The sequence below is a fragment of the Wandonia haliotis genome, assembly GCF_039523435.1.
GTDB lineage: Bacteria > Bacteroidota > Bacteroidia > Flavobacteriales_D > Crocinitomicaceae > Wandonia > Wandonia haliotis.
Window position 1 is genome coordinate 422,511 of record NZ_BAAAFH010000022.1, and the last position, 22,904, is coordinate 445,414.

Here is a 22,904-nt window from a genome sequence, read left to right on the forward strand (position 1 = left end):
AGCGTTCCAATTACCTCCCTGAGGTAATGTTATACTTCCTGCTGTGTAATCACATGGATCATTCACATTTGTTCCGTCGGTGGTTTCATCACCATTGGTCACACCATCGCCGTCACAATCGGCAGCATTCCACATTGCACCAACGTTTGCTATTACCTGACTGGAAACATTATAGTCACATGGATCATTCGGATCTGTGCCATCTGTAAGCTCGTCACCGTTCGTTACTCCATCTTCATCACAGTCAGCTGCTAACCAGCTTCCACCCTGAGTCAATGTTATACTAGATGTTGTGTAATCGCAAGGATCATTTGGATTCGTTCCATCCGTTGTTTCATCTTCATTGGTTACACCATCACCATCGCAATCAGCGGCATTCCAGTCTCCTCCCTGAGGTAGAGTTATACTAGCAGCTGTGTAATCACATGGATCATTCACATTCGTTCCGTCAGTGGTTTCGTCACCATTGGTCACCCCGTCTCCATCACAATCAGCAGCATTCCAATCACCTCCCTGAGGTAGAGTTACACTTGATACTGTATAATCACACGGATCATTCGGGTTCGTACCATCCGTGATTTCATCTTCATTGGTTACACCATCTCCGTCACAATCAGCAGTATTCCACATAGCGCCTACATTTGTGATCACCTGACTTGCAGCACTATAATCACATGGATCATTCGGATTTGTTCCGTCTGTAATCTCGGTTCCGTTTGTCACTCCATCTTCATCACAATCCACATTATTCCAGTCACCACCTTGTGTTAAGGTTATACTTGTTATCGAATAGTCACACGGATCATTTAGATCAGTCCCATCCGTTATTTCATCTTCATTGGTCACACCATCTCCATCGCAGTCACCGGAACTCCATGCCACATCAGGTGTCAGTGTCTGGTTAGCCAAAACCAATTCACATGGGTTTAGAGGATCTGTTCCATTTGTAACCTCAGTCCCATTTGTAACCCCATCTCCATCACAATCGGCATTTTCCCATGTTGCAGCCGGTGGAATACTTTGGCTCGCAACAATGAAATCACATGGATCATTCGGATCCGTACCGTCCGTTACTTCATCGCCATTAATCACCCCATCTCCGTCGCAATCTCCATCCAACCAAATACTAGATTGAGCCAGGGTAATACTGGACGCTACTAAATCACACGGATCAAGAGGATTTGTTCCATCTATAATTTCAGTTCCATTGATTACACCATCCCCATCACAATCACTTGTAGCCCAATTTGTATCAGGAGTAAGAGATTGACTGGTAATGATAAAGCTACATGGATCATTTGGATTGGTTCCGTCCGCTATTTCATCACCGTTCGTTACTCCGTCTCCATCGCAATCACCTGACGGATTTGAAGCAATATCTACATCTATGAAATAATCTTCTACTTCTCCATGAATAAGAGGCGAGAAGCTTCTTTCGTCAATATTCGTTGTTCCCGGATCATCTATCAATTCATTTGTAGAAATCCGGATACGCATGTATTTGTAACCACAAGAAGTTGTAATTCCAGTCCAACTCAGATTTATGTTTTGAGGGTTAACATCCGGTGTAAGACCTGTTGCAATAAAACTTTCATCTTCGCTAAAAACCCCATCATCATTCCAATCAATCCAGGCATAAATATTAGCCGGATCAGAAGAATTATTCATGTAGGTTAATGTAGTTGAGAAGTTCGGATTTGTAGCTGTATGAATTAGTGTTGCCTCAACCAATCCGTCTTCATCAGCACCATTTGCATTATCACCATTGGCCCCCATATTATTAGCTCCTGATGCGACATTATTATTCATTCCGTTATCAGGATCAGGAGGCAATGTCCCTAAATAGATTTCATCTCCACAAACATAATAATGCGTTGCAGGATTTCCATTTTCATAAGAAATAGGAGCATCACCGGCATCATACGTACTTGATCCACAAATAAATCCTTCCGGAGTATTTGCACAATCAAAACTTGTTATTTGGCTTCCGGAGTTAACTCCATCCCCCATCGAACCATTGATTTTATGTCCAACATAACAATAGCGGGTAGCACACTGTTTCATTGTTGCTGTTGTATGTCCTCCTACCTCTACATATGTAGCAATATCTCCGGGATTAAACCCCTGAGGAATTCTTGGTAAAGAATAAAAAGAGGTCCCTGTTGGTCCACCAACCATTCCGTTATTATTACTTCCCCAGGCATACACTTCCCCACTGGTTAGAATACATGCTACTGCTCCCGTTTGCGTAGTCCATGCATCATGATCATTTCCTGCTACAAAGGTTACATTATCAAGGTCTCCTGTATTTGTAGGGTTCTGAACAGGCACCCACCCCGTAGACTCAGCTGTATTATTCTGACCTAATTGTCCGCTGGTATTACCACCCAGTGCATATAATTTTCCATCTGCGGGATCAATTGCAAAATAACTTGCTCGTGTTGAGGAAGGAAGACTTGATGGATTTGTAGTAGAACAATCCCGTGTCATAGCTATCATTACAGGACTTCCCATAAAAGGCTTTGTCATTGGAGTAGCCCGATTACGTTCAGTTACAGCCGAACCGTCTCCCAAATAAGTTGCTGGCCCCCATGTATACCATTGTCCTGTAGTAGTCACTGCAAAAGCACCAGCAGAAGTTATTCGAAACTCTGTCACCCCACTTAGCGGAGGGTTTCCTGTAATACTTCTGGTTACTCTTGACCAGTAATTATCCCCTGCTCCAGGTGTAGTTCCTCCAATTCCATTAAATGATGAGTGAGTAGCACTTACCCATACATCTCCTGAATGAGTAAGTATTACCAACGCACCAAATGCAGCAGACATGTTTTTCACATCCAGGGGAGTAACTCCAACAGGCATATCTATCTGAGAAAACCCGGCCACATTATCCAATCCTGTACCTACAGCAACACTGTTTGCACCCCAAGACCACAAACCGTCTGTAGATAATATAAAACCTTGAAAAGCGGTATTAACCCGAGTGGCAAGTGTTGCAAATAAAGGAATTCCCGTATATGCATAATCTTCAGAAGGCGTTCCCGGATTTGGAGCGATTTGAACAGGAGTTAAATGATTAACTGTATTACTCCCGTTTCCATTCGCATGAGCACCACTACCCCAAATCAGAAATGTACCATCCGGGCGTGTAGCAATTGTGGTGTGAAAACCTGACTGAATCTGATCATACGGTTGAAGGGGATTACACCCCGACTGTTGTGTGTATCCGTTGGTTGTAAACAAAGCCAAACAACCAGTTCCAATAAGCTGAAATAAGTATTTTGCTTTACTGAAAAGTAAATTCTTCTTCATGTTTAGTTTGTTATTGAATAATTAAAAAAAACAGCTTCACCTTTATCATCATAAACACGAAACTGAATGTTTCCCCGCTGAGATATGGATCCTGACAATTCAAAGGGTAGTAGGTTCTGCCCCTCTTTTAGCATGGCTCTTCCATCTTTCAAACGCGAAGAAACACGTCCCACTCCTGTTGTTTGTACCTCACGCGTGGTATAGTCAAATGGTTTACTGTCATATGTTTTCACTTCCACAGGAACTGTCATTATTACTCCCGAGGCATCTCCGGTTGTAAGTGGTCTTGAAAAGCTGATCTTCTGTGTATCAAATATCATTTTCACATTACTCACTTCAACAAGAGCTGTTTCCGTTTTTGCTGGATGGTCTCCATGCGCAGGAATCTGGAATGTGATCTGATATTTTCCCGGTTGAGAAAAAATTAAATCACCTGTTGTTTTTCCCGATCCTGAAGCTTTGTTTACGCCCGAAGCAGGAGAAACGCTCCAGGTAGTACTTATTTCGTGCTCCAGAGCTACACCTGCCTCTATAGTATCGCCATAGCTTATTGAATAATGATGCCGGATAAGACTAATTTCGTCCCCGCATGTATTATGAGTCGGACCTGCATCCGCAAAAAAATAGAAGCACGAGACTCCTAACAATGTAAGTAATCGTTTCATTTTATATTATTGATTAATTTAAGTGTGCCTAATTGTTGGAGTGCAAATATTTAGTATTTACGTCTTATATTAAAGAAGAATACTATCCATATTCAGGAATACAGACAGCCTAAATAAGTTTTAAACCAATTGGTTAAGTGTACATGGAAAAGAAATATCTGAATATTGAGTTGGATTCTAAAGTAGAATGGAAACAACTTCACAAGAACATTTTCATTCTTTTACAATGATCCATAATCTACTTACGGAAAACAAAAAGGAATAACTGTTAAAAAGAGAATACATACTCTTTTGAGATTCCCAAACGGGGTTCGAACCAACTATTCAATTGATGATAAATACTCGTCTATTTTTCGTTTTTACTTTTTTCCAGATAGGAAATAAAAGCAGAGGGAGAAAAACCGGTCACTGATTTAAAAACAGCTGAAAATTTACTGTGCGAAGAAAAACCGCATTCATTGGATAATACACTTAACTTATAATGAAGAAACGTCTCGTCTGTTTCCATTTTTTTAATAATGTAGTTAATCCGAAGTTCATTAATGTAGGTACTAAAATCTTTATTTTTATGCGTATTTAGTACATACGATAAATATTTTGTGTTGGTATTCAGAATACCTGCCAAAACAGGAAGGGAAATTTGTTTGTCAGTAAACTTTATTCCTTTTTCAAACTCCTCCAGGTCATTAAGTAGTTTAGATTCGACAGCTTCCGACATAATCTTTTTCCGGACCTTTTTTTGCTCTTTTTTCTCAACAGATTCCGATTCCGTCGCTGTTTTACTCAGCTGTTCTTGTTGTATTTTTTTCATCACCGCTTTGAAACGTGCAAAATCACGTTTTTTACTTCGTCGGTAAAAAAAGATACTGGAAATCATAACAACCAACAATACGGATAACAACGTAAGCAAAACATTCCGGTTGAAAGACAATATCCGCTCACGAGACTGAACAGAACTGATAAAGTTATCAATGGATTGCTTTTTCTTCTTTTCACTCAATTGAAAAGCATCCATATATTTATCATGATATACTGTATACTCACTGTAATTCCCGACCCATCTGAAATAATCCGATAATGTTTTATACACCTCTACTTTCAACTCCAGATGATTGGAGTTCTCAACAAGTTGTTCCGCCTTTCTTAGATTCTCTATCGCTAAGTCCGTTTCTTTTTTTTCAAGATATACCCTTCCCAGTCCGCTATACACAAAACAGCTAAGTACAGCATCCCGCTGCGTTACATTACTGAGACTTTCCATAGAATTACTATAATGCACCAGTGCCTCGTCCCATTTTTTTAACCCGATACAAATTCTCCCAAACAATTCCTCATTGGTTGCAAAAAAATAGTTTTTGTTCGTCTCGTCAGTGATACGATTAAAGTACTCTTCAGCTGTTAAAGCAGCTTTATAAGCTGCCTCATAATTTCCATGTTCAATTTCGTAATACGCCGTTTCCTCGTAAATCATTCCCAGGTAAACAACTTTTTGCTGCTCTTCTTTAATTTTATCACTAACTTTTTTCCCTTTCTCAAGATAAAATTCTCCCTGTTCAAAAAGTTCCAGATTTCTGTATTGCGTAGATAAAAACCCTGCTATTCTTGCCTCCCAGTCATAGAATTTATTCCGAACTGCAATTTGATCCGCCATTTCAGCATATTGAATCGATTTTTTAATTTCTCCTTTTTGCTGAAAAAGAGTAGAAGACAACATTAAAGCTTTTAACTTATGTCTTTCCGATACTGAATGATTATACAGCGAATCTGAAATATCTATTGCCCGGTTCAGGTCTAAAGCAGCAATAGTAACTGCTGTTTCGAAATAAATACTATCGAAAACTTTATCAGTTACATATCCCTTCTCCGTTTTAGAGAGTTTGCCACACCCTATCATTAGTATAACCAGTATGAATAAAAACGAAACCGTTAATCCTTTCCTCCGTAAAGAGAACAAAGTTACTTCGTGTTTTTGTGTTAACATACTTTGTCTATACCGTTGAAATTATCTTCTGTAGCTTAAGATAATTGTGATTTTTATTAGGTGGATTCTATCCTCATTTCCATTGAATTAAACTTTACTCTATTCCAAAGTAAAACCCACTCAACAAATAAAGGCTTCAAATATAGACAAAAATGTTATTGTTGTTTCTACCAATATTTTAATTCAGATCATTCTGACCAAAAAATAACAACTCAGAAAATACGTGCGTAATTCGTAACAAAAATCGCCAAAATCTTCTCAACTGAACCTGACTACTTATTAGTTTTTACAGTTTCTCAAATCGGAGTAAGAAGTTGGAGGCAGATGAGCGTATCCGCATCGTTAATATCCGTGGAGTAGGATACAAACTGGTAGTGAATTCGTAATCCATAAAAAAAGGAGCCAACTTATGACTCCTCTTCCATTCTCGATATCAAGGTGAATTACATTCCCGGCATTCCGCCCGGCATGTTTTTCATTTGCTTCATCATTTTCATCATTTCCTGTTTGTTCCCCATAACCTTCATCATTTTACGAGTATCATCAAACTGTTTGATCAATTTATTTACTTCCTGAATGCTTGTTCCGGAACCTGTTGCTATTCGTTTCTTTCTACTTCCGTTCAACAATGCCGGATTCGATCTTTCCGCAGGGGTCATCGAATGAATAATCGCCTCAATATGTTTGAACGCATCATCTTCAATATCCACATTTTTCAATGCTTTTCCCATTCCGGGAACCATCCCCAAAAGGTCTTTTACATTCCCCATCTTTTTGATCTGCTGCAACTGCCCCAGGAAGTCATTAAAATCAAACTGATTCTTCTGGATTTTCTTTTGCAGTTTACGAGCCTGTTCTTCATCAAATTGTTCCTGAGCCCGTTCTACCAGAGAGACAACGTCTCCCATCCCGAGAATACGGTCTGCCATACGTTGCGGATAGAAAACATCCAATGCGTCCATTTTCTCCCCGGTACCAACAAACTTAATCGGTTTGTCAACTACTGCTTTGATAGAAAGCGCCGCACCACCACGGGTATCACCATCCAATTTGGTAAGAACAACACCATCAAAATCTATCCGGTCATTAAACGCTTTAGCTGTATTGACAGCATCCTGCCCCGTCATGGAATCGACCACGAATAAGGTCTCTGTCGGATTCAAAGCCTTTTTAATGGCTTCGATTTCATCCATCATTTCTGCATCTACAGCAAGACGACCTGCCGTATCGACAATCACAACATTAAATGAGTTGCTTTTTGCATGCTGAATTGCAGCTTCAGCAATTTTTACAGGATTTTTCTCTTCTTTATTTGAAAAAACCTCGATTCCCAACTGATCACCTAAAACGTGCAGCTGGTCTATTGCAGCCGGACGGTATACGTCACAGGCTACCAAAAGAGGTTTCTTACCTTTCTTATTTTTCAGGAAATTAGCCAGTTTTCCAGAGAAAGTAGTCTTACCCGATCCCTGCAATCCTGACATCAGGATAATTCCGGGACTTCCCTGGAACTGTAGTTCGGCTTCTGCCCCACCCATCAACTCTACCAACTCTTCGTGGCAGATCTTAGTCAAAAGCTGACCGGGAGATATTGAGGTCAATACGTTACGTCCAAGCGCTTTTTCTTTTACAGACTGTGTAAACTCTTTCGCTGTTTTAAAGTTCACGTCCGCGTCAAGCAAGGCTCTTCTCACCTCTTTCAGTGTCTCTGCGACATTTATCTCTGTGATCTGTCCGTGTCCTTTAAGAACCTTAAAGGCTCTCTCTATTTTGTCCGTAAGATTTTCAAACATTTCCCTGAATTCAATTTATGGGGTCAAAGTTAGTGATTTTGGGAGAAATAACGAAGTTTGTTTTTGTCATTGCAGGAAATAATAACCGCACTAATTGCTCCTGTCAGATCTTCACTCTTCTCCCTCGTCTTAGGGTTTCCCAAAAAGAGATAAAACAAAAAACAAGTAAAAAGAGTGTATAGGGCATAATCTCAATAAAAAAGTTACCAATCCGTCTGCTTTCCGACTCACTGATTAATTTCACCTCCAAATCCGGGATCTGAACCGGTAGACTTAAAGAAATGGCATACCCGATCACCAATGCAAGCGGAAGTCCTATAATGGCAAATACAATCAGATATACCCAAAGTCCGGCTCGCTCCGGTTGTCGACAGGAAATCCGCTCTCTTTCCTCAATTTTCTTCAAAACCTTTTCTGTAAAATCAGCATTCGTTTCCTGAACAAAGCTTTCCCGAAAACTTGCTTTCAATTCTTCTTTCATGTTTACTGATTCAGAAGTTCAACATATTTTTTCTCAATAACCTCCGCCAGTTTTTTACGGGCGCGGTGCAGTTTTACCTTGACATTTGCTTTGGAAAATCCTGTTGTCTCTACCATTTCTTCGACCGAATATTCTTCCAGGTAAAACAAAGTCAGGATAACAGCATCCATTTTCTCCAGTTCTCCAAGGGCTTTTTTGATACTTTCTCCCCGTTCTTTTACCGACAACCGATCAAAGCCATCCAACCCGGTTTCGACTTCGATAAAGTTATCTGTAAACTGAACTTTTTCATACGGTTTTTTCTCTCTCAGTTTCGTGTAAGCAGCGTTTATAACAATCCGGTACAACCATGTTGTGAATCTGGATTCTTTACGAAACCCGGAAAGCGCAGTGTATACTTTCAAAAAAGCATCCTGCGCTACCTCTTCCGCCAGATTTTCACTCTTTGTTATTCGAAGTGCCAAAGAAAAAGCCATGTCCTTATGATTGTTTACCAGAATGGTAAATGCATGCCTTTCCCCTTTTAAAACCCGATCAATAAGTTCCGAGTCTGTCAATTATTCAATTTTTTATTATCGTATTTACGTTGAATAAGTAAAGCAACTCCCGCAAAAAGAAAAGCACAGGTCATATAGGCAAGCGTATTATTTATAGGAATGAGTAGTGTCAAAGCATGCCCTACCAACAAGCCTACTCCGGCTCCAATCCACAGGTATGGATTACTTCCCGAACCTGAGTTGGCCTCCGATTTACTTTTAGCTTCATACACGGATTTGATCTCTTCGGGAGAGAATCCTTTCTCCAACATCGCCAGTTTCTCTTTTGTCTTTTGTGTTCTGTTCAAATAGACAATTCCAAAAGCCATTGCCATTGCTGCAAACGGGATTAATAATGCTAAAATTCCTTCAATTTCCATTTTTGTTGTTTTTTATTGTTTCTGCCTCTTTGACAACAGGAAATAAAAAGAGGTTACAAATTTTCTTACTTTTTTTGAAAATTTACTGAAAATCAATCAAAGCAGCAAAACACTTCTCTAGCTGATTGTCCGTTATACAGTAGGGTGGATTAAAAAAGACAACATTCCCCAAAGGACGACACAAAATTCCGTGATCCAGAAAATGCTGATAGATTTTGTCTCGTACGGAAGCGAAATATCCCGTTTGTTCCGGCACAACCAGTTCTACGGCTAAAATGGTTCCCCGCACACGTATATTTGTGAATCCGGAATGCCTGGAAAGCCGATTAGCAAAATCATCCATTTTCCCGGCTACTCTTCGGATATTTTCTTTGGATTCATCGGTTTCAAAAATATCCATACTTGCACAGGCAACCGCACATGCCAATGGATTCCCTGTATATGAATGACCATGCAACAGTGCTTTCAATTTATCTTCCGATAAAAATGCAGTATAAATCTCTTCAGTTGCAATGGTAAGTCCCAAAGGCATCACCCCTCCTGTCAATCCCTTGGATACACATGTTATATCCGGCAATTCTGTGCAGTATTCCATCGCAAACATTTTTCCTGTCCGTCCCCAACCGGTCATGATTTCATCAAAAATAATTTTCGCTCCCTTTTTTCTGAAAATTCTGACTAGCTCATCCAACACCTCTTCGGAATACATCCTCATTCCGGCTGACCCCTGCACCAAAGGTTCGACTATCAAGCCTGCTATTTCTCCCGAATCCGCTAACTCATTCGCTCTTCGAATCACCTCATCCGTATTCGTTCCATCCGGAAAAGGAAGAAAGTCTACATCAAAAAAGAAATGTTCAAACGGTTCGTTAAAGTATCCTCTTTGCCCTATTGACATCGCCCCGAATGTATCACCGTGATAGGCTCCTTCCAATGCTACTATTCTGCGTTTGGGTTGTCCCTGGTTGTGCCAAAACTGGAACACCATCTTCAAAGCTACTTCAATTGCTGTCGAACCATCATCTGAGAAAAATACTTTTGAAAAATTGCCCGGGAGCAACTTACAGATTCGTTCCGAGAGTTCAATTCCCTTGGGATGGGTTGCTCCCGCAAAAATAATGTGATCGATTTCATCAAATTGCTCTTGTAACGCTTTTTTTAACTCGGGACGTCCATGACCATGCACATTCACCCACCAGGATGAATTCACGTCGATATATTCCTTACCGGATTCATCTGTCAATATCGCATCTTTAGCTCTCACCACCACAATAGGGTCGGGTGCTGTTTGCATTTGCGTAAACGGATGCCAAACGTATTTTTTATCTCTTGCCAGTATATCAGTACTCATATTTCTGAATCTTTTATTATCCGGATCAGGACAGGTTTAATTTTTTTGCCTCGGTAGCAATGAAGTCCGGTGTCAGCTCATCCACAACCGGAATCCGTCCCAAAACAGGGACTTGTGCATGTTGTTCTATGATTGATTCCGTATCTGTATTTTCCACCCCTACGAAAATAATACCCGCCACAGGCACCTCCAGCTGTTTCAATTGCGCCACAGTCAGTAACGTGTGGTTGATACTTCCCAGGTAATGTCTGGAAACGACGATAACAGGAATTTTAAGCGTTTTAATCCAATCTGCAAATAAAAAACCCCTGGTTATCGGTACCAGTAGTCCTCCTGCTCCCTCAACAACAAGATTTCCTTTAACATCGGGAAGTAATAACCGGGAAACATCAATTTCGCTGTTTTCCATTTCTGCTGCAAGGTGCGGAGATACCGGAGCTTCATAGATATATTCTTCCGGGAGTGTTTTGACCGCATCAGAACACAACGCTTCTACCGTTTTACGATCTGTCCCTTCTACCGAACCTGATTGTATGGGTTTCCAATACGTTGCTTGCAGCGCTTCGGAAACAATCGCCGAGACAACCGTTTTTCCAACATCTGTACCAATTCCGGTAATAAAATATACTTTCGAATCCATCCTTCAAAGGTATGGACAATTCATTAAAAAGCGAATTGAAGCGGAAAACGAACCGAACCAACCAAATTGAATCCCTGTTCAGTCAAATCCAGAATCCTGTATCGACTTAGATGCCTGTAATAGGGTGTATTCAATATATTTCGGAATCCCAGTGACACGATCACCTTTTGCTTTTTAGTCAGTTGAATAGTTGCTCCGACATCAGCGTTTAGCAAAAAAAATCCGGGAGTCGTTTTCTCGTTTACGTCCACCTTATTTTGCGCAGTCACTCCGGTAACCTGAGGTTTAAAAAAGAGTTTTTCTAATCTCCCTTTCATTTCCATAATAAAATCAAATTCCAACGTGGCTTCAAACGGGGGAATAAAAGGGAGATTCCGGTAAGAATTCAGGTTATACCCATATACATATTGTGTTTTTGCTGCTATATGCCACCATTTCCATGGATGATATTCAACCAACAACTCTCCCCCGGTAAGAAAAGCATCTGCCTGCGTGTATTTATACAACTGTCCGGCATCGGGTAAGGGAGAAAAAGCTCCTGAAGCTCTCAGAAAAATAAAATTCTGGTAATAGTTGAAAAAAGGAGACAACGTCAGTAAAAAGGTATTGGTGTGAAACTCGTAGCTCAAGTCAAACTGATATCCGTTTTCTGTTTGAAGGTTTGCGTCTCCCTGTTCATGGCGAAAAGTTCCGTGATGTACCCCATTGACAGCCAATTCAACGGCTCTGGGAAACCGATAGGTTTTTCCAAAATTGAATTTGATATTGGAATTGTGATTGGGATGATAACTAAACCCTGCCTGTGCACCTCCATTGAAGAAAAAACGGTCTATATCCGGAGAAAGCAGATTTTCTCCCACAACATTCAAATCCTGATCATATACCGGTTTACGGTATTCTTCCGAGACAATTTTTGCTACATCTCCCCGAACTCCGAAGTTGGTCGCCCATTTTTTCGTAAAGTTATGTTCTAACAAAACGAATACACCTCCTTCAGCTGATCGATAATTCGGAATCAGGTATTCGAATCCGTCTATTTTGTTTTCCTGATACAGTAAACTCAGACCATACGTGAGTTTTGTTGCAACATTGAAGGTCGTTTTTACAGAAGTACGCAACTGATAGGTTTCCAACAAAAACCGATGTGCCGTATCTGATGTAATTGCCGGGGAGTATCCGTGAAAATGCGCCATTGATTTCTCCAGTCGATTATTTCTTTGGTACCCCGCATCAACCGAAATCAGGTTTCTACGCACCCGGAACTGCCCGTGACCATCCACTTTTGTGTGAACCACATGTTGAGCTGGTAACTCAATATTCCGGTAATCATCTTCATGTCCCAATCCGTATGCCTGTGGAATTCCGATAGCCCCACTGAACAATCCCTGCTTCAGGCGGTATTGGCTTGCTTTAACAAATACCTTTCCCCAATCTCCTTTGTACCCTACTACCCCGGAAAAATTCAATTCATTTCCCGCTGTATTCTTTAATCGCTCTTCATAAACCGGTAAACGAAACGTATTGTAGTTAAACGAATCCGAACGAATCGCCATGTCACCATAATCTTTATAGCTGGAACGCAAACTAAAAAAGACATTCTTTTTTGTTCCTTTGATCCCTATTGAGCCAAACCCTGTTCCGTTATTTGTTTTCCCACCTCCCAACAAATCAATATGCATCTGCCCTTCAGGGGTCCATACTTCCGGTAATACGTGAATAACTCCTCCCATTGCATCCGGTCCGAAAACAACTGAAGCAGGTCCTTTGATCACTTCCAGACGCTCAATGCCGTACTGATCCATTTCTAGTCCATGGTCATTTCCCCACTGCTGACCTTCCTGACGCAAACCGGCATCCGCAACCTGTATTCGCAAACCGGACAATCCCCGTATAACAGGTTTTGCAATCCCAACTCCAACATTAATCGAAGAAATCCCCGGAATTGACTCCAAATTTTCAGCGAAACTTCCTGCATTCGATAACAACAAGGCATCACGATCCACTCCTGTGATTGTAATAGATGCGTTCCTGTCCGAAGAACTCACCATGTCATGCTGTACAATTGCTTCCTTTAGTTCGATAGAGGTCAGGTGCATATATACAGTATATGCTGTTTGCTTTTCCAGGTCAATATCCATTTCGACTGTCTCGTAACCCAAAGAAGTAATATGCAGGTGATGAGTCGGGTGTTGCACCTCTATTTCCAATGTGCCTTCAGCCAGATAATGTTTCTGGTGGTCTTCAACCAATTCCACTTTTGCTCCCGGAATTAAACCATGATCTTCCTCTGACCTGACTTCAAGTTTCAGAGAATACGTCTGCCCTGCGACAGAGAAAGAAAGTAGCAGTAAAAAGAATACCAGTATCTTCATTATATGCAATCCTGTTGCAAATATAAAGATAATTTTAGAGGTCCCGGGATTACGCTTTGGTTAATTTTCGCTAATTTTGAACATGGATTTGGCAAATCGGCTTAAAGAAAAAGGCTTACGCATCACAGACGGAAGAATTTCGATTCTGGATTTCTTTCAGAAGAACCCTGGTCTGGGTCTTTCTATCCACGATTTACTGGGAGAATTTTCGGGAGATCTGGACAAGGTCACTTTATACCGAACTCTGCATTCATTTGAGGAAAAGGGGCTGATCCACAAGGTTATTGATGAAACCGGACTGGAACGTTATGCGTTGTGCGAAGATCACTGTCACGATGACCATGGACACAACCATGAGCACATTCATTTTAAGTGTGTTAAATGTCAAAAAACAGAATGTCTGGATGACAGTAATCAACCCAAAGTTTCCCTTCCTGCCGGTTATTCGCAGAAGGAAGCCAATTTCCTGATTTTGGGAGAATGTGCCCGCTGTAATGAAAAAGCAGGTAAATAACCTCTTTTCGTTCCAATTCCTTACTTTTGACTTATAGATTATCCAGATGAAAGAAAATACAGATTACATTTTCGGTGTACGTGCCGTTATTGAAGCTATCCGAGCAGGAAAGGAATTGAATAAAATCCTTATTCAAAAAGGAATGAACAAGGAACTTTTCAACGAATTGAAAGCGACACTGAAAGGCAAAGATTACAATCTTCAGTTTGTACCGGTTGAAAAGCTTAATAAAGTAACTGCTAATAATCATCAGGGAGTAGTAGCGTTCATATCTCCGGTTTCGTATTACAAAACGGTGGATATTGTTGAGTCACTACTCGAAGAGAAAAAAACACCTAATTTACTGGTACTTGATCGCATTACGGATGTAAGAAATTTCGGAGCAATCGCTCGCTCGGCTGAATGTCTGGGTGTTCATGCTATCATTATTCCGGCTCGCGGATCGGTACAAATTACGCCGGATGCAATTAAAACTTCTGCCGGGGCATTAAATAGAATTCCTGTATGTCGTGAAGATCACTTGCAGGATGTTCTTCTTATGCTTCAACAATACGATTTTAAGATTGTGGCCTGCACGGAGAAAACAGAAGGTCTTCTCCCCGATACTGACCTCACAGGAGCAACGGCAATTGTAATGGGGTCTGAAGAAAACGGGATTTCTCCCGAAGTCATGAAATACTGCAACAAAAGAGCTAAAATTCCGTTATTCGGAGCGATATCTTCTTTTAACGTGAGTGTAGCAGCAGGTATCGTCCTCTACGAAAAAGCAATGCAGCAAAATCATGCAGAACAAGCTTAAAGATACATTCAGGGAACACTACGGTTTCTTTATTATTTTCTCAGTCGGAATTATTCTCCGGCTGATTTTTCTACTTACCCAGGGAATGTCTCATGACGAACTAAGTGCCTGGAACCGGACAAATGTTCATGACTTTAGTGAACTTATTTCCGTTGGTGTAGGTGGAGATATGCACCCCGCTTTCTTTCAGATCCTGTTAACCTACTGGGTTCACTGGTTTGGAGACTCAGCCTTTGTATTTCGTCTGCCTGCCGTGCTATTTGGTCTTGGCGGAATCGCTTTGTTGTACAAAACCGGAATTCGTTTTTTTTCAAAGCAAGCTGCTTTACTGGCTGTTGCAGGTCTTTCAATATTTGTTTTCCCGATTCTCCATACTTCGCTCAGTCGGCCGTATGCACCCGGATTTTTCTTTATCACGCTACTTGTTTATGGCATTCTTGATTACAGAAATCAAACTGAAAAACCAATTTATTTCAAAGGCTTACTGCTTATTTTCATTGGACTTACGGGGTCAATGTACTCGCATTATTATGCCTTTGTTTGCGCAGCTATCATTTCCTTTATCACCCTGTTTTATCTCAATAAAAGACAACTAACCGGATTTATTATCACTGGAATACTGGCGCTCATTGCTTTCATTCCTCATATTGATCTAACACTGCACCATTTTTCAAAAGGGGGGCTGGGTTGGTTAGGAAAACCGGGCTCTTTTTGGCTTTTTGAATTCTTTAAACTGTACTTCAACGATTCGCAGCTTTTGTTCATACTGATTGCCGGGGGAATTTCTTTTGCTTATTATGCTCATAAACAGGCAATAGATAAGCTAACGGCCTTTCCTTTATTGATTTTTTTTGGCATTTACTTTGCTGGACACGCTGTATCTATTCTTTACACTCCTATTTTGAGAGAACCCGGACAACTCTTTACCATCGGTTTTCTGTTTCTTGGGCTTGGACACATGCTAAGTTCTATTGATTTACAAAAATATACCCGCTTATTGGTACTTGTTTGTGTTTTACTTTCCATACACTCACTGACGTTAGGAAAATTGACCCGTCCGGTTCACTTTGAACCTTTCCGGGAAGTTGCCGGACTTATCTCCGAATATGACCAACAAATTGCCCCAGACAAGATGATACGACTGGTCAATGTAACTAATACAAATTACCTGAATTACTACGGTCGGGCAGAAAACATGTCGCAGGATTTCGAAATGACACTGATCGAAGAAACAGAAGAAATATATCATCTATCCGATTTGATTCAGAATGCGGAACAAGAAGAATATGTCATGCTGGCTCGCTTAAACCGACGTCATCATCCTGTTTTATATGAAATCATTCGCAGAAAATATCCGAAAGTCGTCCGGCACGAGGATTTCTTTAATGCTGATTTTTCTGTCTGGGAAAAATCTCCGGGATTTAGTAGAAAATTTGAACACAATTATAACTCATCCAACTCTCCGGAGCTTTTTACACAATGGAAGAAAGACACCTTATCAGAAGAGTTTTTCGGAGATATTCGCATACCGGTAAAGCAGCTCAGACAACCGGGAACTTATATTCTTGTAGAAGCTAAAGGATGGTATGATAGTGCGACGACTTCACTTCCTTTCGTTGCTGTACTGGAAAATCAGGGTGAAATGCGTATCAAGGATGAACAACCTTTATACTATCAGGCCTGGGATCAGATTCGACTGGAAACAAAACAGTCAGATTCTTTCTTTATCGCATTCGAAATTCCGGAAACGGCAAAAGAAAACGACGAAATTCATCTGTACTTTTGGAACCCCGAAAAGAAACCTCTTTTTGTGCATCCCCCGCATATTTACGTCGTTAACCCGAATTATTAATTATTCCTGCTTTTATAATTGTTATTTTTTTCGCGTAAATTGCTGTAATACTAAAATACATCTGTACTTTCGATATTCTGAAAAACCTTTTATATGTTACAAATTCGCATATTTAGCTCTACTTTGCTCTTTTTATTTCTGTATCCGATTGCATTCGGTCAACAACTTCCTAAAAAAGCGAACAAATTAGTGGGAACATGGAGTTATGTCAATAACAAAGGATTTGAGGTTTGGGAAAAAAGTAAGAACCCTAACGAATTAACAGGAACAGGCTACCTGATTTCCGATAACGGAGATACGACGAAACATGAAAATTTACGTCTTACCTATAATGGAACACGCCTTGTTTACTATGCCACTGTTTATAACCAAAATCAAGGTAAGGAAATTGCTTTTCAGTCCAAAGGGAAAAAGTTCTTTTTTGAGAATCCGTCACATGACTTTCCCCGGGCCATTCGTTATAAATTCAATTGCTTGAATAGGAAAAAGCTGGATGTTTACCTGTTTCATCCTCACAAGAACAAGTTACCTCTGAAAATATCTCTGGTAAAAACGGAGTAAAAACAGCCTCCCGGTTTTCTTTACAGTGCAACCCCCAGAACAAGGGAAGGCAGTTCTCCCAGATGCTTTATTCGTTCCATAGAAGGGTGCGGTTGATAGTGTTCATTCGGGTCAAATAAAACACCTCGAATTCCGACCTGATTTGCTCCTAACACATCAATTTCTGGATGATCACCGATCATCATAGATGCGGCTGCAGCTGCTCCTGATTTTTTCATCGCCACCCGAAAGATTTCCGGGTCCGGTTTATTCACTCCTATCTGATCCGAACAGATAATAACATCAAAGAAATTTTCCAGACCACAATTACTCAGTTTTCGATACTGAACTTCAGAAAATCCATTGGTGATAATATGCAATTTCTTTCCCAGTCCTTTTAGTTCTTCCAGCATATCATGTGTTCCCGGGAAAGTAGCTGTTAACTCAGGACAGAAATCAATATAACGATCACAATATTCTGTTGCCAGTTTCTGGTTATCGACCCCGTGTAGTTTCAATGCGTCATCAAATCGCTTTACCCTTAGGGATTCTTTGGATATTTTTCCCTGGCGGTATAAATCCCACATTTCTTCATTAATCCGAATGTAATCCTTTACAAAATTATCTCTTGATTCAATTGCAGTATCCAACCCCAATTCTTCAAAAACAACGCGTAATGCCGTATCTGAATTTGTATCAAAATCCCAGAGTGTTCTGTCCAGGTCAAAGAAAATATCTGTTACCATAACCAATAAACTATCGAAGTTGTAATCAGTGCATTTTTTGCAAGTCCGAGAAGAATCAAAGGTAGTGTCTTTGGGTTTCTCCCATAAAATTTTGTTGTAATAATCGTTCCTATGGGAACGCTCAGAAAAAAAGGCGCATAAAAAGATATTCCGTAGATCCCGATTGTTCTTTTTACTCTCACCACCATCTTGTTCACAAAAGTAAATTTCCGCTGGTCTACAAATACTTCGTTATTATAAATAGCTTCCAGTCTCTTTTTCGTTCTTTTCTCTGCGGCTCTTCGCATAAAAAAACCGGCAAGGAAATAAAAAAAGACTGCTGTGCCTGCTGCCCCAAGATACGTAACAATATAGGTTTCTAAAAAAGTTAACCCGACTCCCCTACCATAGATAGGAGCAAACATGAATTTAAAAGTAGATAACCCGGCAAGGGTTATGTAATGTATCCACATTATGCCTGCAATTTTTCTCCGAATGCAAGATCTCCTGCATCTCCCAATCCCGGAACAATATAAGATTGTGCCGTGAGTTCCGTATCAATTCCTCCTACCCAGATACATGCAGTATCCGGCAAATGTCTTCTTGTATAATCAATTGCTTCCTGTGTAGCGATAGCCGTTACAACATGAACCGATCTTGGTGTTCCGTTCATTAATAGTGATTTATAGACCATCACCATAGAGCTTCCTGTTGCCAGCATAGGATCGCAAATAATCAGATCCCGCTTATCAATCCCCGGACACGCCATATATTCGACCTTAATATCGTAATCCTCCGAATTTTTGTGTTTTCTGTACGCTGAAATAAAAGCTGAATCTGATCTGTCAAAATAATTTAGAACCCCCTGGTGCATAGGCAATCCCGCGCGTAAAATAGACGCGATAAGCGGTTGTTCACGGATTACTTTCATTTCTTTTTGTCCCAAAGGAGTCGTAACCATTTTATCTTCCATTGGTAGTTTTTTAGACAGCTCATACGCTAAAACTTCTCCGATACGCTCCAGATTCCTTCTGAATCGCATGGGGTCCTGCTGAATGCGCTCATCACGTAATTCAGCTACAAACGTATTAAAAACCCCTCCATGTTGTGACAAATCGTAAACCATAGCATAAAGATAGTGAAAGTCAGTTTAGCCTGTGCGGATTGATTTTATATTTTTTCAAAATAATAGTCTACCCCTTTTGAGGTATTTTCCCTAAAAATAACTTACCGCACTGGCTTCGCATTTCAGAATTACTTATTCTTGTATCTGGTTATGATTTCTTAAAAACAACCTTGTTATGAATAAGTATTTATCCTATGTTATTTTCGCACTAAGTGCGGCTCTCGGACTTTTTTTTATTTACAAAGGAGTAAACAAGCACTTTTTGTCGGAGTGTAAAGTTTACGGACCTGACAGTACACTTCCTTTGGAATACCGAAATGTTATTTCCGCTCTTTGTCAATCCGGATTTACAAAAATCATTGGTTTCCTTGAGGTCTTCTCGGGAATATTACTTCTTGTCCCACGCACTCGTCTGGCAGGAGGAATTCTTTTAATGCCGGTTATCCTGACAATATTTCTTCTACACGCGTTTCTTGACAATCGTCCGCACGAATTGGTTGAAACAGGAATTCCGTTAGCTGTTACACTATTGGTGATTCTGTATCATTACCCGAAATGGAAAAGTATTCTGGGTAAAAATTAAGGACATTCTCCCGGCGTGTACTCTGTTATACCATGACACTGGGCTGAACAGGCGTTTCCGTATGTTTTACCATTACATCCGCAAACGGGATTATATTCCATTGTACAAATACAATCCTCTTTCAGTTTTTCTACACATTCGGCAGAAGTTTCTTTTTCTTTCGAATTGCCACAGGACAAAACCAGTGCCACCGGTAAAAGGAAAAAAATGCTTTTTATCATGTTCAGCTTTGTTTTGAATCTGAATTAAAAATACGCTTTTTATTTCATTTTTTTCTTCTTACAAAAGCACAATAGTTACGATACACATAAAAGGGCAGCCTTTACCGGCCGCCCTTTTGTCCCACAATCAACTTATACTACACTATTTACTAATTACTATAAAGTCAGATCTGCGATTTACAAAATGATCTTCTTCTGAGCACTTTACCCCATTACGGCACTTATTTTTAAGTCGTGTTTCTCCATAACCGGTAGCACTTTCAATACGATTCGGATCGACGCCCTGAGAAATCAGGTAATCCATTGTTGATTTCGCCCTGTTATCAGAGAGTTTGAGGTTATAGCTATCCGATCCTCTTGCATCTGTGTGAGATTCAATCTTAATTTTTACGTTCGGGAATTTCTCCATTGCGAACAAAATTTTATTGAGCTCCGTTTCTGCCTGGGGTGTTATGTCCCATTTATTGTATTCAAAATAGATCGGATCTACTTTGATTTTTTCCATATCTCCGTCTTTTTCCACAAGTGAAGAATAGCTGGTCAATCGTACATCATTATCTTTTGATTCTCCGGATTTCTCAGGTGTGGAAATCGCAACCGTCTCCGTACTATACTCCGGCTTACTAAATACAGCCTTAAACTGACTATTACAGGGCAACGAAACCTCAAAGTTTCCTTCATCGTCCGATTCAAATTCAGTAATCAGATCATTAAAAGCGTCATACACTTTTACTTTTGCTCCCGGAACCGGAACATCACTCCCTTTTGTGAGTACCAATCCACTGTAGTCTATGAATTGTTCAACGATTTTCATGTCGTACCAGTAGATGTCATCATTTCCATTCCCTCCTACGCGGTCAGAGCTAAGATATCCCGTACGGTCATTCAACCGGATAAAAGCAAAGTCATCCCGGTTACTATTGATCGGCTCTCCCAAATTTTCAGGAATTGAAAAATTAGTAGTACCTGCCATTTTAGACCAGAAGATATCCAACCCTCCAAAGCCATAATGAGCATCAGAAGAGAAAAACAAAGTGTCTCCCGATAAGCTGGGAAATAATTCAACACCAGGAGTATTGATCATTTCCCCCAAATTAATTGGTGTTCCTGTACTTCCATCATTGAATAGCTCTGCTACATAGATATCACTCTGTCCGAATCCGCCCGGCATATCCGAAGCAAAGAAAAGTAACTTCCCATCCTGACTTACAAACGGATGCGAGCAATTGTAATTTTTACTATTGAATTCCAAAGGAGCAATCTCTGTCAGTTGATCTCCCATGACTTTTCCTTTCATAATCATTACATTCGACACTTCCCCGTTATCCGCATCCAGTTTTTCTTTCTTTGTCAGAAAATTTCGGGAGAAGAATACGTACCCTGACGGTTCGCTGAATGTCAATGTAGCATCATGATAGTCTGAGTTTACATCCAGCATAAACTCTTTCGGATTACTCAACTGCCCATTATTACTGTTTCTTGTCGCTATGTACAAATTCAAATAAGTCGCACCCTCTCCGGTTGTTTTCCCTTCAGGATTTCTGGCAGATGCAAAAACAGCTTCATTTCTGAAAAGTGCTACACCAAAATCCGCTTTATCACTATTCACACTCAGGTTAACGACATTGTTGTACTCTGTCTTCAATGAATCCAATCGGTTTCGCTGGAAGCCCATCATTTTTATTCGCTTTTGATTGCCCGAATAATAAGATTTCAACTGTTCATCTGCACGCTCATTATCTCCGGCAGCTTTCATACAGCTAATCATTCGAATGAATAACTTCTCTTCCATGCTATTTCCATACATTGAATACAACTGACTGTAGTATTTTCTGGCATTGGAGTAATCTTTGACCATATAATAGCTGTTTGCCAAATTGATCAACACCTTCCCATCAGGACTCCCTTTTTTTAATTTGGAGATATATTTTTCGTACCCGGAAATAGCCTTGTCATAATTCAGCATGGCATATTCTTTATCCGCCTGACCATAATCCTGGGCTTTTATCAGAACAGGTACGAATAGAAAAATCAATATGTAAATTAAACCTTTCATAATGTAATCTTTTTGTATTAGTTCTAAAAAAATCTGGGGGATCGTGCTCCTGCTTCTTTACCAAACAAATTATAGCGCAATATGATATCATGCGAACCTGAATTATACCCTCTCAGTTTTGTCAGATTAATATCATACGAGTATCCCAGAAACAACATTTTCTTAAATGTGTATCCCAATAATAATGCTACGGCATCATGATACCGGTATCCTAATCCAACCGTAAACTGCTCTTTAAACATGGCATTCAAAGATGCATCAATGGTAAGAGGAGCTCCTTTCACCATTTTAGCAAGGATAGCCGGTTTCAATTTGACATTTTCCCCAATACGGAATACATATCCGGCAATTGCATACCAATGCACTCTGCTGTCTATAGAAGCCTCATTCCAGTCTCCGTATTTATCTCTTTGAATAAAAGTAGGGGAAGACACACCAAAATACCAGTTATCAGCATACAGGTATACACCCGCTCCAATTACAGGTCTCACCCGATTCCGGATATTATTTTGCATCATCGCATCATCATTCTGATTTTGCGCCTGCCCTTTCGACCAGTCCACACTAATAAAATCCATACCTCCGTTCAGCCCCACTGAAAGTCTCAATTTTTCATTCAATGGAATACGAGCCGATACTGCTGCAGTAAGAAATGCCTGATTGGACGGACCAATCCTGTCATTAATAAAGTTCAGTCCCAAACCAAGTATGTTACCAACAGCTCCGTTTACCCCAACATTTTGAGTACGTGGGGCTCCATCAAGCCCCACCCACTGCGAACGGTGAATAAACAGTGCATCCAACTTACTTCCTGTTCCGGCATAAGCGGGATTTACCATCATGGTATTATACATATATTGTGTAAACTGAACCTGCTGTTGTGCCTTAATTCCCAAACTCCAAAATAGTGAGAGCATGCAGGCACCTAAAAACTGTCTGTATATTGTCTTTTTCATAACGAATGTCTTTTGTCTGTT

At 40.3% G+C, this 22,904-nt stretch carries 21 protein-coding genes; 5 read left to right on the forward strand and 16 right to left on the reverse strand.

From position 1 onward, the window contains the following. From ABDZ97_RS14565 to ABDZ97_RS14610, 10 genes are all read right to left on the reverse strand, one after another. The coding region (locus ABDZ97_RS14565) for a GEVED domain-containing protein (protein ID WP_343789264.1) at positions 1–3,312 on the reverse strand (3,312 nt) is incomplete at its 3' end. A gap of 2 nt (positions 3,313–3,314) precedes the next feature. Then, the gene (locus tag ABDZ97_RS14570; protein WP_343789267.1) at positions 3,315–3,977 is read right to left on the reverse strand and encodes a hypothetical protein; all 663 of its coding nucleotides are present in this window, start codon (positions 3,975–3,977) and stop codon (positions 3,315–3,317) included. A gap of 346 nt (positions 3,978–4,323) precedes the next feature. Beyond that, positions 4,324–5,958: a helix-turn-helix domain-containing protein gene (locus tag ABDZ97_RS14575; protein WP_343789270.1), complete on the reverse strand. Its 1,635-nt coding sequence runs from the start codon at positions 5,956–5,958 to the stop codon at positions 4,324–4,326. 443 nt (positions 5,959–6,401) lie between these two features. After that, a complete protein-coding gene (gene ffh, locus ABDZ97_RS14580; protein WP_343789272.1) occupies positions 6,402–7,751 on the reverse strand; it encodes a signal recognition particle protein in 1,350 nt (449 codons plus the stop codon). Positions 7,752–7,854: 103 nt separating this feature from the next. After that, positions 7,855–8,232: a hypothetical protein gene (locus tag ABDZ97_RS14585; protein ID WP_343789275.1), complete on the reverse strand. Its 378-nt coding sequence runs from the start codon at positions 8,230–8,232 to the stop codon at positions 7,855–7,857. A gap of 2 nt (positions 8,233–8,234) precedes the next feature. Beyond that, entirely contained in the window at positions 8,235–8,789 is a 555-nt protein-coding gene (locus ABDZ97_RS14590; RefSeq protein ID WP_343789278.1) for an RNA polymerase sigma factor, read from the reverse strand. After that, positions 8,786–9,148, reverse strand: a complete 363-nt coding sequence (locus ABDZ97_RS14595) for a DUF6249 domain-containing protein (protein ID WP_343789281.1) — start codon at positions 9,146–9,148, stop codon at positions 8,786–8,788. The genes ABDZ97_RS14590 and ABDZ97_RS14595 overlap by 4 nt, the downstream gene beginning before the upstream one ends. Before the next feature lie 82 nt (positions 9,149–9,230). Beyond that, the gene (bioA, locus tag ABDZ97_RS14600; protein ID WP_343789284.1) at positions 9,231–10,499 is read right to left on the reverse strand and encodes an adenosylmethionine--8-amino-7-oxononanoate transaminase; all 1,269 of its coding nucleotides are present in this window, start codon (positions 10,497–10,499) and stop codon (positions 9,231–9,233) included. 25 nt (positions 10,500–10,524) lie between these two features. After that, positions 10,525–11,139 carry a dethiobiotin synthase gene (gene bioD, locus ABDZ97_RS14605; protein ID WP_343789287.1) on the reverse strand — a complete coding sequence of 205 codons (615 nt, stop codon included), beginning with the start codon at positions 11,137–11,139 and terminating at the stop codon, positions 10,525–10,527. Positions 11,140–11,162: 23 nt separating this feature from the next. Continuing rightward, positions 11,163–13,511 carry a TonB-dependent receptor gene (locus ABDZ97_RS14610; protein WP_343789290.1) on the reverse strand — a complete coding sequence of 783 codons (2,349 nt, stop codon included), beginning with the start codon at positions 13,509–13,511 and terminating at the stop codon, positions 11,163–11,165. 82 nt (positions 13,512–13,593) lie between these two features. On the opposite strand from ABDZ97_RS14610, the gene ABDZ97_RS14615 reads away from it, so the two are divergent. From ABDZ97_RS14615 to ABDZ97_RS14630, 4 genes are all read left to right on the forward strand, one after another. Beyond that, positions 13,594–14,025, forward strand: coding sequence for a Fur family transcriptional regulator (locus ABDZ97_RS14615; protein ID WP_343789293.1), 432 nt, complete (start codon positions 13,594–13,596; stop codon positions 14,023–14,025). 46 nt (positions 14,026–14,071) lie between these two features. Next, positions 14,072–14,824 carry a 23S rRNA (guanosine(2251)-2'-O)-methyltransferase RlmB gene (rlmB, locus tag ABDZ97_RS14620; protein ID WP_343789296.1) on the forward strand — a complete coding sequence of 251 codons (753 nt, stop codon included), beginning with the start codon at positions 14,072–14,074 and terminating at the stop codon, positions 14,822–14,824. Next, on the forward strand, positions 14,808–16,676 hold the full coding sequence (locus ABDZ97_RS14625) for a glycosyltransferase family 39 protein (RefSeq protein WP_343789299.1): 1,869 nt from the start codon (positions 14,808–14,810) through the stop codon (positions 16,674–16,676). The genes rlmB and ABDZ97_RS14625 overlap by 17 nt, the downstream gene beginning before the upstream one ends. A gap of 93 nt (positions 16,677–16,769) precedes the next feature. Further along, on the forward strand, positions 16,770–17,237 hold the full coding sequence (locus tag ABDZ97_RS14630; RefSeq protein WP_343789302.1) for a hypothetical protein: 468 nt from the start codon (positions 16,770–16,772) through the stop codon (positions 17,235–17,237). A 20-nt stretch (positions 17,238–17,257) separates the two neighbouring features. On the opposite strand, the gene ABDZ97_RS14635 is transcribed toward ABDZ97_RS14630, so the two are convergent. The 3 genes from ABDZ97_RS14635 to upp are packed head-to-tail and all read right to left on the reverse strand — an operon-like array spanning position 17,258 to position 19,067. Then, entirely contained in the window at positions 17,258–17,962 is a 705-nt protein-coding gene (locus ABDZ97_RS14635; RefSeq protein ID WP_343789305.1) for a YjjG family noncanonical pyrimidine nucleotidase, read from the reverse strand. Further along, complete coding sequence (locus ABDZ97_RS14640; protein ID WP_343789308.1) at positions 17,956–18,414, reverse strand: hypothetical protein; 459 nt, start codon at positions 18,412–18,414, stop codon at positions 17,956–17,958. The genes ABDZ97_RS14635 and ABDZ97_RS14640 overlap by 7 nt, the downstream gene beginning before the upstream one ends. Next, complete coding sequence (upp, locus tag ABDZ97_RS14645) at positions 18,414–19,067, reverse strand: uracil phosphoribosyltransferase (protein ID WP_343789311.1); 654 nt, start codon at positions 19,065–19,067, stop codon at positions 18,414–18,416. Before upp ends, ABDZ97_RS14640 begins: the two co-directional genes overlap by 1 nt. A 175-nt stretch (positions 19,068–19,242) precedes the next feature. Here upp and ABDZ97_RS14650 point away from each other — a divergent pair, with 175 nt between their 5' ends. Continuing rightward, a complete protein-coding gene (locus ABDZ97_RS14650) occupies positions 19,243–19,650 on the forward strand; it encodes a hypothetical protein (RefSeq protein ID WP_343789314.1) in 408 nt (135 codons plus the stop codon). On the opposite strand, the gene ABDZ97_RS14655 is transcribed toward ABDZ97_RS14650, so the two are convergent. The 3 genes from ABDZ97_RS14655 to ABDZ97_RS14665 all read right to left on the reverse strand — a co-directional run bounded on the left by ABDZ97_RS14655 (position 19,647) and on the right by ABDZ97_RS14665 (position 22,883). After that, the gene (locus tag ABDZ97_RS14655) at positions 19,647–19,871 is read right to left on the reverse strand and encodes a Kazal-type serine protease inhibitor family protein (RefSeq protein WP_343789317.1); all 225 of its coding nucleotides are present in this window, start codon (positions 19,869–19,871) and stop codon (positions 19,647–19,649) included. The genes ABDZ97_RS14650 and ABDZ97_RS14655 overlap by 4 nt on opposite strands. A 142-nt stretch (positions 19,872–20,013) precedes the next feature. Next, positions 20,014–21,927 carry an OmpA family protein gene (locus ABDZ97_RS14660; protein WP_343789320.1) on the reverse strand — a complete coding sequence of 638 codons (1,914 nt, stop codon included), beginning with the start codon at positions 21,925–21,927 and terminating at the stop codon, positions 20,014–20,016. A gap of 23 nt (positions 21,928–21,950) precedes the next feature. After that, positions 21,951–22,883: a PorP/SprF family type IX secretion system membrane protein gene (locus tag ABDZ97_RS14665; protein ID WP_343789323.1), complete on the reverse strand. Its 933-nt coding sequence runs from the start codon at positions 22,881–22,883 to the stop codon at positions 21,951–21,953. Positions 22,884–22,904: the final 21 nt, after the last annotated feature.

Bases quoted from the DNA above. Each gene is read 5' to 3' on its own strand.
- ABDZ97_RS14660 (WP_343789320.1), bottom strand. From the start codon at position 21,927: ATGAAAGGTTTAATTTACATATTGATTTTTCTATTCGTACCTGTTCTG.
- rlmB (WP_343789296.1), top strand. From the start codon at position 14,072: ATGAAAGAAAATACAGATTACATTTTCGGTGTACGTGCCGTTATTGAA.
- ABDZ97_RS14570 (WP_343789267.1), bottom strand. From the start codon at position 3,977: ATGAAACGATTACTTACATTGTTAGGAGTCTCGTGCTTCTATTTTTTT.
- ABDZ97_RS14595 (WP_343789281.1), bottom strand. From the start codon at position 9,148: ATGGAAATTGAAGGAATTTTAGCATTATTAATCCCGTTTGCAGCAATG.
- ffh (WP_343789272.1), bottom strand. From the start codon at position 7,751: ATGTTTGAAAATCTTACGGACAAAATAGAGAGAGCCTTTAAGGTTCTT.
- ABDZ97_RS14625 (WP_343789299.1), top strand. From the start codon at position 14,808: ATGCAGAACAAGCTTAAAGATACATTCAGGGAACACTACGGTTTCTTT.
- ABDZ97_RS14575 (WP_343789270.1), bottom strand. From the start codon at position 5,958: ATGTTAACACAAAAACACGAAGTAACTTTGTTCTCTTTACGGAGGAAA.
- bioA (WP_343789284.1), bottom strand. From the start codon at position 10,499: ATGAGTACTGATATACTGGCAAGAGATAAAAAATACGTTTGGCATCCG.
- ABDZ97_RS14610 (WP_343789290.1), bottom strand. From the start codon at position 13,511: ATGAAGATACTGGTATTCTTTTTACTGCTACTTTCTTTCTCTGTCGCA.
- upp (WP_343789311.1), bottom strand. From the start codon at position 19,067: ATGGTTTACGATTTGTCACAACATGGAGGGGTTTTTAATACGTTTGTA.
- bioD (WP_343789287.1), bottom strand. From the start codon at position 11,139: ATGGATTCGAAAGTATATTTTATTACCGGAATTGGTACAGATGTTGGA.
- ABDZ97_RS14615 (WP_343789293.1), top strand. From the start codon at position 13,594: ATGGATTTGGCAAATCGGCTTAAAGAAAAAGGCTTACGCATCACAGAC.
- ABDZ97_RS14640 (WP_343789308.1), bottom strand. From the start codon at position 18,414: ATGTGGATACATTACATAACCCTTGCCGGGTTATCTACTTTTAAATTC.
- ABDZ97_RS14635 (WP_343789305.1), bottom strand. From the start codon at position 17,962: ATGGTAACAGATATTTTCTTTGACCTGGACAGAACACTCTGGGATTTT.
- ABDZ97_RS14630 (WP_343789302.1), top strand. From the start codon at position 16,770: ATGTTACAAATTCGCATATTTAGCTCTACTTTGCTCTTTTTATTTCTG.
- ABDZ97_RS14650 (WP_343789314.1), top strand. From the start codon at position 19,243: ATGAATAAGTATTTATCCTATGTTATTTTCGCACTAAGTGCGGCTCTC.
- ABDZ97_RS14585 (WP_343789275.1), bottom strand. From the start codon at position 8,232: ATGAAAGAAGAATTGAAAGCAAGTTTTCGGGAAAGCTTTGTTCAGGAA.
- ABDZ97_RS14665 (WP_343789323.1), bottom strand. From the start codon at position 22,883: ATGAAAAAGACAATATACAGACAGTTTTTAGGTGCCTGCATGCTCTCA.
- ABDZ97_RS14655 (WP_343789317.1), bottom strand. From the start codon at position 19,871: ATGATAAAAAGCATTTTTTTCCTTTTACCGGTGGCACTGGTTTTGTCC.